The sequence below is a fragment of the uncultured Bacteroides sp. genome, from assembly GCF_910585845.1.
In the GTDB taxonomy this organism is placed as follows: Bacteria; Bacteroidota; Bacteroidia; order Bacteroidales; family Bacteroidaceae; genus Bacteroides.
Map to the genome: position 1 here is coordinate 1 of NZ_CAJUHF010000067.1, position 14696 is coordinate 14696.

At 51.6% G+C, this 14696-nt stretch carries 9 protein-coding genes and 1 pseudogene; 3 read left to right on the plus strand and 7 right to left on the minus strand.

Annotated elements, in window-relative coordinates:
- Nucleotides 1–260 precede the first annotated feature (260 nt).
- Nucleotides 261–1364: pseudogene (locus QZ323_RS13375) on the minus strand (MFS transporter); the annotation flags it as partial.
- Between the two features lie 257 nt (nt 1365–1621).
- The gene (locus QZ323_RS13380; RefSeq protein WP_294635206.1) at nt 1622–2581 is read right to left on the minus strand and encodes a tetratricopeptide repeat protein; all 960 of its coding nucleotides are present in this window, start codon (nt 2579–2581) and stop codon (nt 1622–1624) included.
- Between the two features lie 415 nt (nt 2582–2996).
- On the opposite strand from QZ323_RS13380, the gene QZ323_RS13385 reads away from it, so the two are divergent.
- From QZ323_RS13385 to QZ323_RS13395, 3 genes are read left to right on the plus strand one after another with little or no spacing between them, the layout of a single operon-like run.
- A complete protein-coding gene (locus QZ323_RS13385) occupies nt 2997–4310 on the plus strand; it encodes a TolC family protein (protein ID WP_294635207.1) in 1314 nt (437 codons plus the stop codon).
- On the plus strand, nt 4307–5341 hold the full coding sequence (locus tag QZ323_RS13390; protein WP_294635208.1) for an HlyD family secretion protein: 1035 nt from the start codon (nt 4307–4309) through the stop codon (nt 5339–5341). Before QZ323_RS13385 ends, QZ323_RS13390 begins: the two co-directional genes overlap by 4 nt.
- Nucleotide 5342: 1 nt before the next feature.
- Complete coding sequence (locus tag QZ323_RS13395) at nt 5343–6965, plus strand: hypothetical protein (protein WP_294635209.1); 1623 nt, start codon at nt 5343–5345, stop codon at nt 6963–6965.
- A 182-nt stretch (nt 6966–7147) separates the two neighbouring features.
- Here the strand turns inward: QZ323_RS13395 and QZ323_RS13400 are convergent, their stop codons facing one another.
- From QZ323_RS13400 to QZ323_RS13420, 5 genes are all read right to left on the minus strand, one after another.
- Complete coding sequence (locus QZ323_RS13400) at nt 7148–9076, minus strand: RecQ family ATP-dependent DNA helicase (protein WP_294635214.1); 1929 nt, start codon at nt 9074–9076, stop codon at nt 7148–7150.
- 156 nt (nt 9077–9232) lie between these two features.
- Entirely contained in the window at nt 9233–10948 is a 1716-nt protein-coding gene (gene recJ / locus QZ323_RS13405) for a single-stranded-DNA-specific exonuclease RecJ (protein ID WP_294635210.1), read from the minus strand.
- 356 nt (nt 10949–11304) lie between these two features.
- Nucleotides 11305–11943, minus strand: coding sequence for a leucyl/phenylalanyl-tRNA--protein transferase (gene aat, locus QZ323_RS13410; protein ID WP_294635211.1), 639 nt, complete (start codon nt 11941–11943; stop codon nt 11305–11307).
- A gap of 4 nt (nt 11944–11947) precedes the next feature.
- On the minus strand, nt 11948–14167 hold the full coding sequence (locus tag QZ323_RS13415; protein ID WP_294635212.1) for an AAA family ATPase: 2220 nt from the start codon (nt 14165–14167) through the stop codon (nt 11948–11950).
- Between the two features lie 22 nt (nt 14168–14189).
- The gene (locus tag QZ323_RS13420) at nt 14190–14501 is read right to left on the minus strand and encodes an ATP-dependent Clp protease adaptor ClpS (RefSeq protein WP_294635213.1); all 312 of its coding nucleotides are present in this window, start codon (nt 14499–14501) and stop codon (nt 14190–14192) included.
- Nucleotides 14502–14696: the final 195 nt, after the last annotated feature.

Below are 14696 nucleotides of genomic sequence, written 5' to 3' on the forward strand. Positions count from 1 at the left end.
ATATGAGAAAGTATGCCGCTTGATTCAAAGTAAAGGAATTAAATGACTATCCCTAATTTAATTCAACCAACAGGTAGACTATATCTGCCTATTTAAGGAAATAAAATTAAAGCTATCCAAAGATACATGTTCAACAGGGCAAGCATGACCTTGTTAGGCAATAAACTTACTGGCTTTAACACATGAACTGCCCCAAAAGTGACGAAGAACCCAAATAGTAAATAGGCTGAACGAGGGTGTGCATTCTTCTGAAGTCGAAGTTACGCCTTGTTTTCCTTTCCCTTAGTCTCTTTGATCAGGTACACGCAGGCGGCACCGATAATCAGCATGACGCCAGCCATGACCAGCATATTGATTTCGGGGGGTAGCATGCCTTGGGGAGTGAACAGGGCAAGAATGATGCCGCCCAGCGCAGCTGCCACAATCTGCGGGATACAGATGGTGCCGTTGAACAGTCCCAGATATGTTCCCATGTGCCCGCCACTCAGTGCATTGGTCAAGATGGTGAAAGGCAGTGCCAACATGGCAGCCCATGCGCAGCCTATCAACAGGAACGAGATGAACAATACATATTGGTCGTGAATAAAATAGGTGGAAATGAATCCCAGTCCACCCAAAACGAGACTGAGGGAGTAGATGAACCGGCGGTTCTTGAACAGCGGAATGCAGACAGCCCACAACACGGAACCGATGGCCTGTACGGCAAATAGTACACCTACCCAGTCGGCGGCATTCTGATATTGGATGCTCTTGGTGTCCAGCACCACCTTGCTGACTCCGTTCACTACGGTCTCCACAGTGGGCGCGTCGAACACATTGGCAGCTACACTACCGCTGGTGTACGTCCACATGAACATGAAGGCAAACCAGCAGAAGAACTGTACTAAACCTACTGTCCAGAACGCCTTCGGAGCCTTCACCAAGAGTTTCAGCATGTTGGTCTTCTCTTTTTCATCTTCAGCTGTGATGCCGTGGTATTCGGCATACTCGGCAGGGGGCATCTCTTTCACTTTCACGGAGGTGTAGATGACACAGAGTATCAGGATGGCGGCTCCGATGTAGAAGGAATAAACCACCGAATCGGGTATCACCCCTTGCGAAGCCGTGTTGCTGATACCTATACTTGTGAAGATGAAAGGGAACAGAAAACCGACGAGGCTACCGGCATTGCACAGGAAACTCTGGATGGAGTAGGCAAGTCCCTTCTGCTTCTCGTTCACCATGTCGCCCACCATCATCTTGAACGGCTGCATCTGGTGAATGAGGTCGCGCGTTTCCTGGCTGATGTCCGGGTTGTCTTTCAGTGCCCTCGACACGGTAGACGGAGAAACGTTCAGTGCCCGGGCGATGTCTTTGATGGTAATCTGCGGTTTGTTCATGGTATTTCCTAAATATTCCCAAAGGTAATGCAAACCGCAAACAGGACAAAAAGGCTTGCTTTTTTTTTCGCTGCCGAGGTGCATTTTTCCTTTCTTCAAGGTTGATGCAAACAAAGGGAAAGAGGTCTTGCCGGAATGGCACAGACATCAATCCCTTTGCAAAAATAGTGGAATGGACGAAGAGAATCTTCTTTATTCAGGATTATCGGATTGGCGAATCACGCAAACGTTTGCAGGGGTGCTTATAGCCCCAATACGTTGGTCTGTGTTCCGCCTACAGGATTGCCGAACTGTCCGTTGAAGCCCTGTATCTCTTTCGGGTTCAGCTCCAGCCCTTTCTTCATGTCTTCCACGGAGCCGTCCTTGTCGCCGCTCAGCAGTTTGGCGCGTCCGCGCTCATGGTATGCTTGTGCGAAGTTGGGATTTAGTTCGATGGCTTCGTCAAAGAGAGCGATGGCTTCCGGAAGTTTCTTTTGTTCGATGTAGAGTTGTCCCAGATAGAGGAAAGCCTGTTCGTTGAAGGGGTTCAGTTCGGTTACGTGCACGTAGTCAGTTTCTGCTGCGGTAGCATCGCCTGTGGCTTCCTTTATCTTTCCACGCAGCAGGAGGGCACTTTCGTCGTCGGTATGCTGTGTCAGTATGGCGTCGATGTCCTCCATCGCTTCGTTGTACTGCCTCATCTGGAACAGTGCTTCGGCGCGCAAGAGGCGTGCCTCGATGAAGTCGTCATCCAGCATGATAGCTTTGGTGAGGTGGGCGATGCTCATGATGCCGTCGTTCATGCTTTGCTTTGCCCTACCCAGCAGATAGTGTGCCATGGCATTTCCTGTTTCTATTTCGATGGCTTTCTGTGCGCTGTCCGCCATCGCCTGATACTCTTCCAACTGATAACATACATTGGCAAGGGCAAGATAGGTAGAGACGTATTCCGGTTCCAGTTCCGTCATGCGTTCCAGTAACTGGCGTGCCTTGTCGAGGGCATTGGTCTGCATGTAGACCTGGCTCAGGTAACCCATGGTCTCGAAGTCTTCTTGCAGTGCCAAAGCCTCTTTGAAACACTTGATGGCATAATCCGGACGTCCCATACGTTGTGCGCGCATGCCGTCGTACTTGAATATCTCGAAGTTCTTCTGAACGTTTTTCTGTTTCTCGTTTTCCGGTTTTTCCTGCTTTCCGGCGAAGAAAGATTTAAAGAATCCCATAATGTGTATGTCTTTGTTTTCAGATTGTTATATCAAGCGCAAACTTAGGGAAAATCTGTGGAAAAGGCGAATAAATCAGGAGAAAAGTAATCAGATCTCTTGCTGGAAAATGAAGAAAATTAGACGCATGATAATCAATTTCTTAGCTCCAGGTGTTACAAAATAATGCCGCATGAGGGCGCGGAACATTCATTTTTTTTGTAATTTTGCAGCGCGATTCAACAAGAATTGTACAAACATGACTACAGAAAGCAAGTGCATTATAATGAATAATATCCCTGTGAATAATTGGGGGTATATGGAGAACTGGAAAAGTACAGCTCCGGTTTCTGGCTTGTAAATCGGCGAGCCAGAGGCAGTCATCTATTCGTGACTGACGAAATAATCAATTTACATTACATAAATCAAATTCCTTATGAACAATCTTCGATTGCTCACAGGGCTGCTTTCGGTGGTCCTGCTGAGCGGAGGAGTGCGTGCTTACGGTCAGTCGGTGATCACCTTGGAAGAAATCTTCAAGACCGCTGAAGCCCACAGTGCGCAACTCCGGCCTTCATTTACTGCACAGACCGAGTCTGAGCATGAGATGCGCGTTGCGCGTGTCGGTAGACTGCCGGACGTCAATGCATCGCTGTACGTCAGCTATATAGGCGACGGGTTTACCACCAAACGCGACTTCAGCGACTGGCAGAAAGCTCCCATACCGCACCTCGGCGACGGAGTAGCGCTGAACGTCAACCAGCCCATCTATACCGGAGGGGCAGTGACAAACTCCATTGGGCTTGCCAAGTTGAAATCTACTGCGGCACGCTACGCCACCGACTTACAGCGCGACAACATCCGCTTCCGCTTGGCGGGATTCTATCTTGACATCTATAAGTACACCAATCTGCGCGGGGTTATGGAGAGCAACATTGCCGCCGCAGCCAAGGTGCTGAAAGAGATGCAGGCACGCCACGAACAGGGAACCGTGCTGCAGAATGACATCACGCGCTACGAGCTTTTGTTGTCGAATCTTGAGTTACAGTTGGTCAGGATAAACAATACCCTCGACATCCTCAATACCCATCTAGTGACCACGGCGGGAATGCCCGAAGGTACGCTTGTAGTGCCCGATTCCACTATTCTCACCCGTTCTCTGCCGAAGGAAGGGGCGGAGTGGTGGCAGCAAGAGGCTGTGGGAAACTCGCCCATGCTGAGCCTCGCGCGTTCCAGTGTCGACATCAGCCGGAAGGCGGAATCCTTGGTACGCTCCGAACGCCTGCCCAAGATAGGGATTCAGGCGAGCTGGACTATCGACGGTCCCATACTGGTGGAGGTGCCGCCCATCAACCGCAACCTGAGTTACTGGTACATCGGCATCGGAGCCAGCTACAACCTCTCCTCACTCTACAAGAGCAACCGTTCGCTGGCAAAGAGCCGCGCTGCCACGAAGCGAGCTGTGGAAGAACTGGATGCCGCACGTGAAAACCTCTCGATGGCGGTCAGTGCCGACCACGTGCACTACTTCGAGGCGTACGAAGAACTGAAGACGCAGCAGAAGAGCGTGGAACTTGCCGAACGCAACTACCGCACCATCTCCACGCGATACTCGGCAGACATGGCGCTCATCACCGACATGCTCGATGCGACCAACGCCAAACTGGAGGCTGAACAGCAACTGGTCAATGCCCGCATAAACATCATCTATTATTATTATAAACTTTTATTCACCACAGGAAAGATATGAAACACCGTAGTAAAAAAATACTCTCTTATGTCATCACCCTTGCAGTCGTTCTGGCAGCAGCCGTATGGGTGGGCAGCAAATTCATCCACTTGGGCAATGTCGAGTTTACCGACAATGCACAAATACGCCAGCAGATAGTGCCGGTCAACAGCCGTGTGCAGGGCTACATCAAAGAGATCCGTTTCAAAGAGTATGCGAAGGTCCGGAAGGGCGATACGTTGGTCATCATCGATGATGCCGACATGCGCCTTAATGTAGCCCGTGCCAATGCCGACTATCAGAATGCGCTTGCCGGACGCAGCGTGGCAGACCGTACGGTGGCCTTGGCATCCGCCAATGTGGCTGTCAGTGCTGCTTCGATGGCAGAAGCCAAGGTGCTGATGGACAATGCGGCTACCGACCTGGAGCGCTATGAGAAGCTCCTGTCGCAGGAGGCTGTTACCCGCCAGCAGTACGACCGTGCCAAGACGGACTATGAGGCTAAGAAAGCCCGCTACGAGATGCTTGTCCGCCAACGCTCGGCAACCTCTTCGATGGTAGATGTCAATCGCCAGCGCATCTCCCAGTCGGAAGCCGGAATCGAACTTGCCAAGGCACTGCTCGAGATGGCCGAACTGAATCTCAGCTATACCGTGATCGTTGCCCCTTGCGACGGGTACACTTCGCGCAAGGAGATACAGGTGGGGCAGTTGGTGCAGCCGGGACAGACGTTGCTCGATGTCGTGGATTCGAGTGAAGTGTGGGTGACTGCCAACTACAAGGAGACCCAGCTCCGCCACATTGCCCCCGGTAGCAAGGTCGAGATAGAGGTGGACGCCATTCCGGGCGTAACCTTCCGTGGAAACGTACAAGCCATTTCCACCGCCACCGGCGCGTCGCTTTCGCTCCTTCCGCAGGACAATTCAGCAGGGAACTCCGTGAAAGTGCGCCAGCGCATCCCCGTCAGGATTGAGTTTGCCGCCGACAACCGCCCCGAAGAGATGGCAAGGCTCCGTGCCGGCATGAATGTGGAATGTAGTGTGAAGTACTGATATGGCAGACTGGCATGCTCCGCAGGGGCCGTTCGACATTCCGGACGTTCCCAACTTCGTTCCTCGTCGGCTGAAGCCCTATCTGTTTATCTTCTTTGTGCTGATCATCCAGTTTTCGGGAGGCGTCTATCTTGCCGCCGCTTCCGACATGGTGGGCACCACGGCACTGATGCAGGAAGATATTCTCATGGCAGGATATGCTTCGCTGATAGGCTTAGCGGTCAACTTTGCCGTGATGTTCCGCATCAAGTTCCGCTTCTCCAACCGTGTGCAGCTGCTTGCGGCAGGGGCGGTGCTGATAGCCGCCAACGTGATCTGTGCCCATACCACGAGCGTACCGCTACTGGTGGGCACCTGCTTCGTGGCAGGCTGGTTCAGGATGCAGGCGACGTTGGCGTGCAACTCCACCATACAGCTTTGGCTGACGCCTGTCCGCGACATGGCAGTCTTCTTCTGTTACGTCTATATTCTGGTGGACGGAGTGATACAGCTGTGCGGGATCTCTACTATCTATACGGCGTTCTTCTCTCAGTGGGAATATATGCATTGGATTATGGTAGGGCTACTCGCCCTGATGATGGTGATGGTGCTCGTACTTGTGCGTCCCGTCCGCGGGCCGATGTCCATTCCTCTGTTGGGCATCGACTGGATAGGTGCGCTGCTTTGGGCGGGCTTCATGCTTTGTTTTACGTTCATCTGCGTCTACGGCAACTTCTACGACTGGTGGGAAGCTGTCGAAATCCGGGGGGCGGCACTGATCGGGCTTGCCTGTCTGGGCATTAACCTATGGCGCGCCACCTTCCTGCACCATCCCTATGTCTCGCTCAAGGCGATGACGAACCGAAATGTGATACGTGCCACAGGCATCTATCTGGTGTTCTTTACCCTGATGGGCACTGAGCATGTATTCGAGCACACTTATGCCGCCGCTATCCTTGGCTTCGATGAGACCAATCTCATCGACCTGAACTGGTATGCCTTGGTAGGAATCATTGCCGGATGTGCATTCACTTATTTCACTTTCGCCCTGCGCAAATGGCGTTATAAGACAATGACGGCAATCGCCTTTGCACTGGCTGCCGATTACCTCGGCTGTTTCTATTTCCTCATCGACTATGGTGTGGAGAAGGAGATGCTGTTCGTCCCGCTGTTTCTTCGTGGGGCAGCGTCTGTGATTATCTCTATCGTGTTCCTCACCTCCATTGTGCAGAGCGGACTTTCGTTTCAGGTTTTTCCGCAGGCGCTGACTATCAATGGATTTACTGGCGCGGTGATGGGGGCGACGTTCGGTCCCGCGGTTATCGGAGAGTTTCTGAGGCATACGGTGGCAAAGAACGCTTCGCTGCTCAGTGCGAATATCGTGGATTTCAATCCTGACATTGCCCACCTGCCTATCGAGCAGTTGTATGGAATGGTACAGGTGCAGGCGCTTGTTGTCTCTATGAAGGAGATTTATGGCTGGTTGCTTATCGTGGCGTTGGTTGCGTTGCTGGTTATCCTCTGCGGGCGCGAGACGGTTCGTCCGTTTGCTATATTCCCGAAGTGGAGCACCATCCGGCGGGGTGTCAAGCATGTGGTACGAACCAGCAAAGGAGACCGTTTCGAGATGCCGATGAGGCAATAGACTTCAGTGATGGGAATGTTTTTTTGTCTTATGGGGCGACTGATTTTGTTTCGTGGGCTGAAAAAAATCGTCTCGTGAGTTGAAAAAATCCGTCCCGTGAGCCGAGAAAATTCGTCTCGTGAGCTGAGAAAATCCGTCTCACGGGATGAAAATATTCATCTCACGGGATGGATTTATGGATTTCATACCGTTTGCAGTATTCCGTTTACGGAATGGATTTTCTTCTCTTCCAGCAGTTGCTGTATGGCTTCCAGCAGCGCTTCTTTATCTGCCGTTATCCGTTGGGCAAGCTCTGCCGGATTACCGGGTTGTTCTTCGAGGGCTTGAAGAACTTTACCGCGCAACTCTTCTATTGTAGCCTGAGGCTGCTTCTCTTTTGTCCGATAGCTGAGGCAGGTGTCGCATATACCGCAATTGCGTTCGTTCTTCTCGCCAAAATAGCGTAGCAGCATGCGGCTCCGGCAACTCGTTTCGTTGGTCACATAATCTATCATGGCTTCAATGCGGGCTTCGTATCGTTCCTTGCGCTCTTCGTATGCCATGCGCGGTATGTTCAGCTGGCAGGTGTCGACGCGTTCACGCGTATATATAATATAAGGTGTCTTCTTGTGGGGAATATAGTGGATGATGTGCATCCTCGACAGTTGTATCAGCATGTTGTACACTTGCCGGCGGGTCAGCCCACTGCGCACGGCGAGGGTGTCTTCGTTGATAAAGACGTAGTCGGTGAACACGCCGGTGTAGGAGCGCAGTACGATTTGGATCAGCTTGTCCATCTCTTCACCCAGTTCCCGAAGTTTGTATAGCTCATCGCGGGGGATAGTGAAGTAGATGCGGGAGGCATTGTCCTGTTCGTCGGTGTATTCCAGGTAACCTGCTTGGGTCAGAATCTTCAGCGCGCTGTTGACGGGCACGGGAAAATGCTTGAACCTCCGGCAGAAGTCTTCCAGATTGAACTCCTTAACGCATTCCCAACCGTCGCCCATGGCCATCTGGTAGTAAAATTGTAGGTGTTCGTAGACCTGTTTGATGTATGTTTTCTCCGGAAACGTGTCCGGAATCCGTTTGCATAGCGTGATCTTGTCCGACGGGGTATGCAGAATGACGGCGTATGCCTTGTTTCCGTCGCGCCCGGCACGCCCTGCTTCTTGAAAATAGGCCTCGATGGAGTCGGGCAGGTCGAGGTGGATGACGGTGCGCACGTCTGGCTTGTCAATTCCCATGCCGAATGCGTTGGTAGCGACCATGACCCGGCTCTCGCCAGTCTGCCAGCGATGCTGGCGTATATCCTTGGTGGCGTTGTCCAGTCCGGCATGGTAGAAGTTGGCGGTGATGCCTTCGTGCATCAGCAGCTCGGTGATCTCTTTCGTGCGTCGGCGGTTGCGCACGTAGACAATGGCGCTGCCCGGCATGCGGCGCAGGATGTGCAGCAGTTCTTTCGTCTTGTTCTCCGTCTTGCGAACGATGTATGCCAGGTTTTTCCGTTCGAAACTCATGCGGAAGACGTTTTCCTCGCGGAAGCGCAGTCGGTGCTGGATGTCTTTCACCACTTCCGGCGTGGCGGTGGCGGTGAGTGCCAGCACGGGGACATTCGGTAGTAGGTCGCGTATCTCGGCAATCTTCAGGTAGGCAGGGCGGAAGTCGTATCCCCATTGCGAGATGCAATGGCTTTCGTCTACGGTAATCATGCTTATGGTCATCCTGCGCAGTTTGGTGCGGAAGATTTCGGTGTCCAGTCGTTCGGGAGATATATATAGAAACTTATAGTCGCCAAAGATGCAGTTCTCCAGCGTGGTGACAATCTCCTGCCGGGACATTCCGGAATAGATGGCGAGTGCCCTGATGCCGCGTTTCCTTAGGTTCTGTACCTGGTCTTTCATCAGCGAGATCAGCGGGGTGACCACCAGGCACAACCCTTTTTTAGCCAGCGCGGGCACCTGAAAAGTGATGGACTTCCCACCACCGGTGGGCATCAGTCCCAAGGTGTCCCTGTCCTCGCCGATACTGTTGATAATCTCTTCCTGTATGCCGCGGAAGTTGTCGTATCCCCAGTACTTTTTGAGGAGTTGGGAGTGGAGAGCGGAGAGTGGAGAGTTGGGCTGTGCGGTCATAATCCTTGATGGTTGATAGTTGATGGAGGCGTGTCGAAACTCACCACAAGTTACGGAGATTACCACAGTTATTTATTAAATCACAGATGAGCAAACGAATTAAGCTGTGATGATCTGAGTAATTTGTGGTGAAATTCAATTTTTCCACGCCTTCATTTAGTTTGGTTTGATATCCTCTATCTGCAATTGCACCTCCCCGCGTTTGTGGGTATTCTCTTCGATGGTGTAGCAGATGTTGAACGAACGTTTGGTCTTGATGAAACGTACGTGCGAGCTTTGCCCGAAGGCGATGCCATTCATGACGTTGTTCGACTTGTTGTCCACCAGTTCCAGTTTGATGTGTTCCTGATCGCGTCCTACGACTTTGCTTGTGCCGTAGTCATAGACATTGTGTGTACAGAACACCGGCTTCGGGTTGTCAGGACCGTAGGGGTTGAACTTCTTCAGGTCGTTGAAGAACTTCGGGGTGATATCCTTGAAGTCCACTTCCGCGTCGATATCAATGACGGCACTGGTCTGTTCGGGAAGGATATTCTGCGAGACAAACTCTTCAAAACGTTCGGCAAACGCTTCCACATTCTCTACCTTCATGGATAATCCGGCGGCGTAGGTGTGTCCTCCGAAGTTCTCCAGCAGATCGCGGCAATACTCGATGGCCTTATACACGTCGAAGCCAGATACGGAGCGGGCAGAACCGGTGGCCATGTCTTCCGTGCGCGTCAGGACGACGGCGGGGCGGTAGTAGATCTCCGTCAGGCGCGAAGCGACGATGCCGATAACGCCTTTGTGCCAATCTTCATTATAGAGCACGATGGAACGGCGGTCGGCAAAACCATCCAGTCCGACTACGATTTTGTTGGCTTCCTCGGTCATGCTTTTGTCGAGGTCCTTGCGGGTTTCGTTGTACTGGTTGATCTGGTTGGCTTTCTCCAGGGCTACCGAGAATTCTTTTTCAGTCAGCAGGTCGACAGCCTCTTTTCCGTTCTGTATACGCCCGGAAGCGTTGATGCGCGGACCTATCTTGAAGACGATGTCGCTGACGGTGATGTCCTTCTCCGTCAGGCCACATACATCGATAATCGCTTTCAGTCCTACGCTGGGGTTGCTGTTCAGCTGTTTCAGTCCGTGGAACGTAAGTATGCGGTTTTCTCCCATTATAGGAACAATGTCCGAGGCGATGCTCACCGCCACGAGATCGAGCAGCGGGATGAGGTGGTGAAATTCGATGCCGTTGCTGATGGCAAATGCCTGCATGAACTTGAAGCCTACCCCGCAGCCGGAGAGGTGCTCGTAGGGATAGGTGTTGTCCGGACGTTTGGCATTCAGTATGGCGACGGCGGGAGGTAGCACATCGTCGGGCACATGGTGGTCGCAGATAATGAAATCGATGCCTTTCTCTTTGGCATACGTAATCTCTTCTACGGCTTTGATGCCGCAGTCCAGCACGATGACCAGCCCTACGCCGCTTGCCGCAGCATAGTCCACTCCTTTGGTCGATACCCCGTAGCCTTCGTTGTAGCGGTCGGGGATGTAGTAGTCAATGTTCGAATAGAACTGTTGAATGAACTTGTAGACCAAGGATACCGCAGTAGTGCCATCTACATCATAATCTCCGTAAATCAGGATACGTTCTTTCTTTCCCATTGCCTTGTTCAGGCGCTCCACGGCGACGTCCATGTCTTTCATCAGGAACGGGTCGTGCAGGTCGGGCAATTGCGGGCGGAAAAACTTCTTGGCTTCCTGTGCCTTTGTTATTCCCCGCTTCACCAATAGTCCGCCAAGGATAGGGCTAATCCCTAACTCCTGCGCCAGTTTTTGGCTTGTCTCTGCCTGTTCGGGTGTAATGGGTTGATAATTCCATTTGTGGGTCATTTTATATATTGTTTTTTCTTTTTCTTGCTTTCGCGGTTGGAAGGGATTTCTCCTGCCTGAGATGAGAATCTCTTCTACCTAAGAGAAGAACCGTTCCTGCTTGAGAGAAGAACCGTTCCTGTCTGCGACAGCTGTTTCTCTTACTTGCGACAGGAATTTCTTCTGTTTGCGACAGCTGTTTCTCTTACTTACGGCAGAAATCTCTCCTGTTTGCGAGGAGTCCATGCTTTCCAACATGCTGTAAAGGTATGAAAAACTCTTGAAATGGAGACGTATTCTGTGGAAAAACTTTCTGAAATGGTATTGTATGCCGGAAATTACCTACTTATGGTTACTTCAGCCTCAGGTTGCTGTGCTTATTTTCGCACGTATTCCATGTACTCTTCGTAGCTAATGTATCTCCCTCCCATCGACTTCAGGTGCGGGGTCTCGAACTGACAGTCTATCAGTACACCTCCATTTCGGCTGAAGACTTGCGACAGGTAGATAAGTGCCAGTTTCGATGCGCTGGGAACCCGTGAGAACATGCTTTCGCCAAAGAAACATTTCCCTAAGGCAACACCGTAGAGTCCTCCCACCAGTTGCTCGCCTTCCCAAACTTCCACACTGGCGGCAAAGTGCTGTTCGTGCAGCTTGGTGTATGCCTCCATCATTTCTTCGCCGAGCCAGGCACCTTCCATATGCATGCGTTGCTCACCGCAGGCACGGATGACATCGGGAAATGCTTGGTTGATGCTGAGGCCGTATTTCCCTTTTCTGATGAGTGTACGCATGGAGTGCGAGATGTGAATCTCGTCGGGGAAGATGACGAAGCGTTCCATCGGGCACCACCATTGTATGACGCCGTCGCGGAATGCGTACCAAGGGAATATCCCGTTGGAATAGGCCAGGAGCAGGCGGTCGATGGAGAGATCGCCGCCTACGGCCAAAAGCCCGTCCGGCTCACCGTAGTGAGGGTCGGGAAAGGCAAGTCGGTCGCTTAATTGGAAAATCATATTGTTATCGGGCTGAGATTTGTAGTTGTAGTCGGGACTGTTCCACTTGTACGCAGGCCTTACCGCCGGATTTCAGCTTGCCGAACAGGATTTCGCGCATCAGCAGCGGCTTCAAGTGTGAGGCTATCACGCGGTCCATCTCGCGGGCACCGTATTCCGGTAGGAATCCCCGTTGCAGCAGCCAGTCGTGGGCTTCGGGAGCCAGTTCCATCTCTACGTGGCGGGCGGCGAGCTTACTGTTCAGTTCGCCAAGTTTCTTGTCGAGGATGAGCGAAACCATTTCGCGGTTCATGTCGTGGAAGACGATGGTGGCGGACAACCGGTTGATAAATTCCGGTTTGAAGGTCTTCTTCACCTGTTTCAGCATGGCGTCTCCGGCTGTCACTTGGCTACTGAATCCAATGGATGCCTGACGGGCATACTGTGCTCCGGCATTAGAGGTCATGATGAGTATCAGGTGGCGGCAGTCGGCTTTCCGGCCTTTGTTGTCGGTGAGCGTGGCGTAGTCCATCATTTGCAACAGGATGTTGAACACGTCGGGATGGGCTTTCTCTATTTCGTCCAGCAGTAATACGCAGTGGGGCGTTTTACGTATGGCGTCGGTCAGCAGTCCGCCGTCTTCGTAGCCGATATAGCCGGCGGGCGAGCCGATCAGTTTGGCTACGGTATGCTTCTCGGTGTATTCGCTCATGTCGAACCGTTGCAGGGAGATGCCCAGTTCCGCGGCGAGCACCTTGGCCACTTCTGTCTTGCCCACTCCGGTGGAACCTACGAAGAGGAGGCTTGCTACAGGCTTGTTCTCGTCCAGCAGTCCGGCTCTTGACATCTGCACGGCTTCCACAACCTGGCGCACGGCTTCTTCTTGTCCGTAAATCTGGCTGCTGATGCGCGTATGCAGTGTCTCCAGCGAGGCGGTGTCTTCCTCCTTCATGGCAAGGGTGTCTATCTGGCATACACGTGCCAGGACGTCGGCTATCAGAGCCTTGTCCACTATCTGCTTCTTGGCGCGGGTAGGGTGGATTTCGCGCCAGGCTCCGGCTTCATCCACCAGATCGATCGCCTTGTCGGGCAAGAAGCGGTCGCTGATGTAGCGGGCGCTTGCCTTGACTGCGTAGGGGATGGCGTCGGGGCGATAGGTTACGTTGTGGTACTCTTCGTATTTCTCTTTCAGTCCCTCTACGATACGGATGGCCTCTTCGATGCTCGGTTCGAGTATGTCTATCTTTTGGAAACGGCGTACCAATCCTTTGCTTCCGGCGAAGTAACGGTTATATTCTTCGTAAGTGGTGGAGCCGATGAAACGGATATCTCCTTGCTCTAAATAGGGTTTCAGCATGTTGGAAGCGTCCATGGAACTGTCGCCCGTACGTCCGGCACCTATCAGATTGTGTATCTCGTCGATGTAGATGATGGCATCCCCTTCGTTCGACACGCCGTCCATGATACTTTTCAGGCGCTTTTCGAAGTCGCCCCGGTATTGCGTACCCGCTAGCAGGGTGCCTAAGTCCAGCTCGTAGATACGGCAGTCGGCAAGGCGTTCGGGGACGTTACCCGCTTCGATGCGTGCGGCAAGCCCGTAGGCGAGGGCGGTTTTTCCTACTCCCGGTTCGCCTATATGTAGCGGGTTATTCTTGTCTTTTCGGCAAAGCACTTGGATGGTACGTTCCAGTTCGGCTTCCCGACCTATCAATGGATTGTGTGTCTCCAGACAGTCGTTCAGGCAGGTTACGTAGTTTCGCCAAGGCTCACTCTTCTCCTGCATGTCGCTGGAGTTGTACTCTGCGTCTTCTACGTTTTCGTATTGCGAGATGAGTTCGCTGATGAACTCTGGTAGGAATTCGATATTGTCTTTTAGGAAATAGGTTGCCCAGGAATCTTGCAATTGGAGCATTCCTTCCACCAGATGCGGCACATCTACTTCATCTCTGCTTGCGTAGCTCGCTATGATGTGTGCATGCTCCAGAATTTCAGTCATTTGTACTGATATTTCTAGCTCATAGTCTGTGTCTTGGGGGATGCTTTCCAATTCTTCCGCGAGGTATTTGTCCAACGTATGGTTCAACTCGTCGATGTCGCAGTAGTACTCTTGCAGGGAATAGATGAAGGGTATCTGCTCTGTCAGTGCCCTCAGCAGATGTTCGGGCATGAGGAATTCGTGCCTGTAGGATAATGCTTTTTCCTTTGCGGAAATGAATGCGCGGTTTACATGTTCTGTATATTGCATGTCTGTATTCTTCTTTTGTCGTTTATTCTTTCTCTTCCGGTACGACGGAGAGCCGGAGGGGGAATCCTTCGTTGCGTGCCATGCGGGTGGCTTTTTGTACTTTCGATTGTGCGATGTCATACGTATAGATACCTACTACTGCCGCCTTACTTTTGTGCACTTGCATCATTAGCGTTTCTGCTTCTACAGGTGATTTGTGGAATATGGTAGTCAGTATTCTGACGACAAATTCCATTGTGGTGAAGTCATCGTTATAGATAATTACCTTGAAGCGCCGCGGTTCACGTAAGTCGGTACGCTCTTTTTCTTTGAGATGTGATTGTTGCTGTTCCATGATGGTGCAAAAGTATAAAAAAGGGAGGATATATCCGCTGTATTGAGCTTATATCTCTATATTTAGTAGATGACAAAATTTAAATTTATGCTGTTAAACATCTAATTTTCAAATAATTAAATTTATAAAAGTCCCTGAAGTTTAGTAATTTAAAGGAAAAGTTTGGTCGCTTTTTCTCATGAAAACTACTAATTT

Bases quoted from the DNA above. Each gene is read 5' to 3' on its own strand.
- QZ323_RS13380 (WP_294635206.1), bottom strand. From the start codon at position 2,581: ATGGGATTCTTTAAATCTTTCTTCGCCGGAAAGCAGGAAAAACCGGAA.
- QZ323_RS13385 (WP_294635207.1), top strand. From the start codon at position 2,997: ATGAACAATCTTCGATTGCTCACAGGGCTGCTTTCGGTGGTCCTGCTG.
- QZ323_RS13390 (WP_294635208.1), top strand. From the start codon at position 4,307: ATGAAACACCGTAGTAAAAAAATACTCTCTTATGTCATCACCCTTGCA.
- QZ323_RS13395 (WP_294635209.1), top strand. From the start codon at position 5,343: ATGGCAGACTGGCATGCTCCGCAGGGGCCGTTCGACATTCCGGACGTT.
- QZ323_RS13400 (WP_294635214.1), bottom strand. From the start codon at position 9,076: ATGACCGCACAGCCCAACTCTCCACTCTCCGCTCTCCACTCCCAACTC.
- recJ (WP_294635210.1), bottom strand. From the start codon at position 10,948: ATGACCCACAAATGGAATTATCAACCCATTACACCCGAACAGGCAGAG.
- aat (WP_294635211.1), bottom strand. From the start codon at position 11,943: ATGATTTTCCAATTAAGCGACCGACTTGCCTTTCCCGACCCTCACTAC.
- QZ323_RS13415 (WP_294635212.1), bottom strand. From the start codon at position 14,167: ATGCAATATACAGAACATGTAAACCGCGCATTCATTTCCGCAAAGGAA.
- QZ323_RS13420 (WP_294635213.1), bottom strand. From the start codon at position 14,501: ATGGAACAGCAACAATCACATCTCAAAGAAAAAGAGCGTACCGACTTA.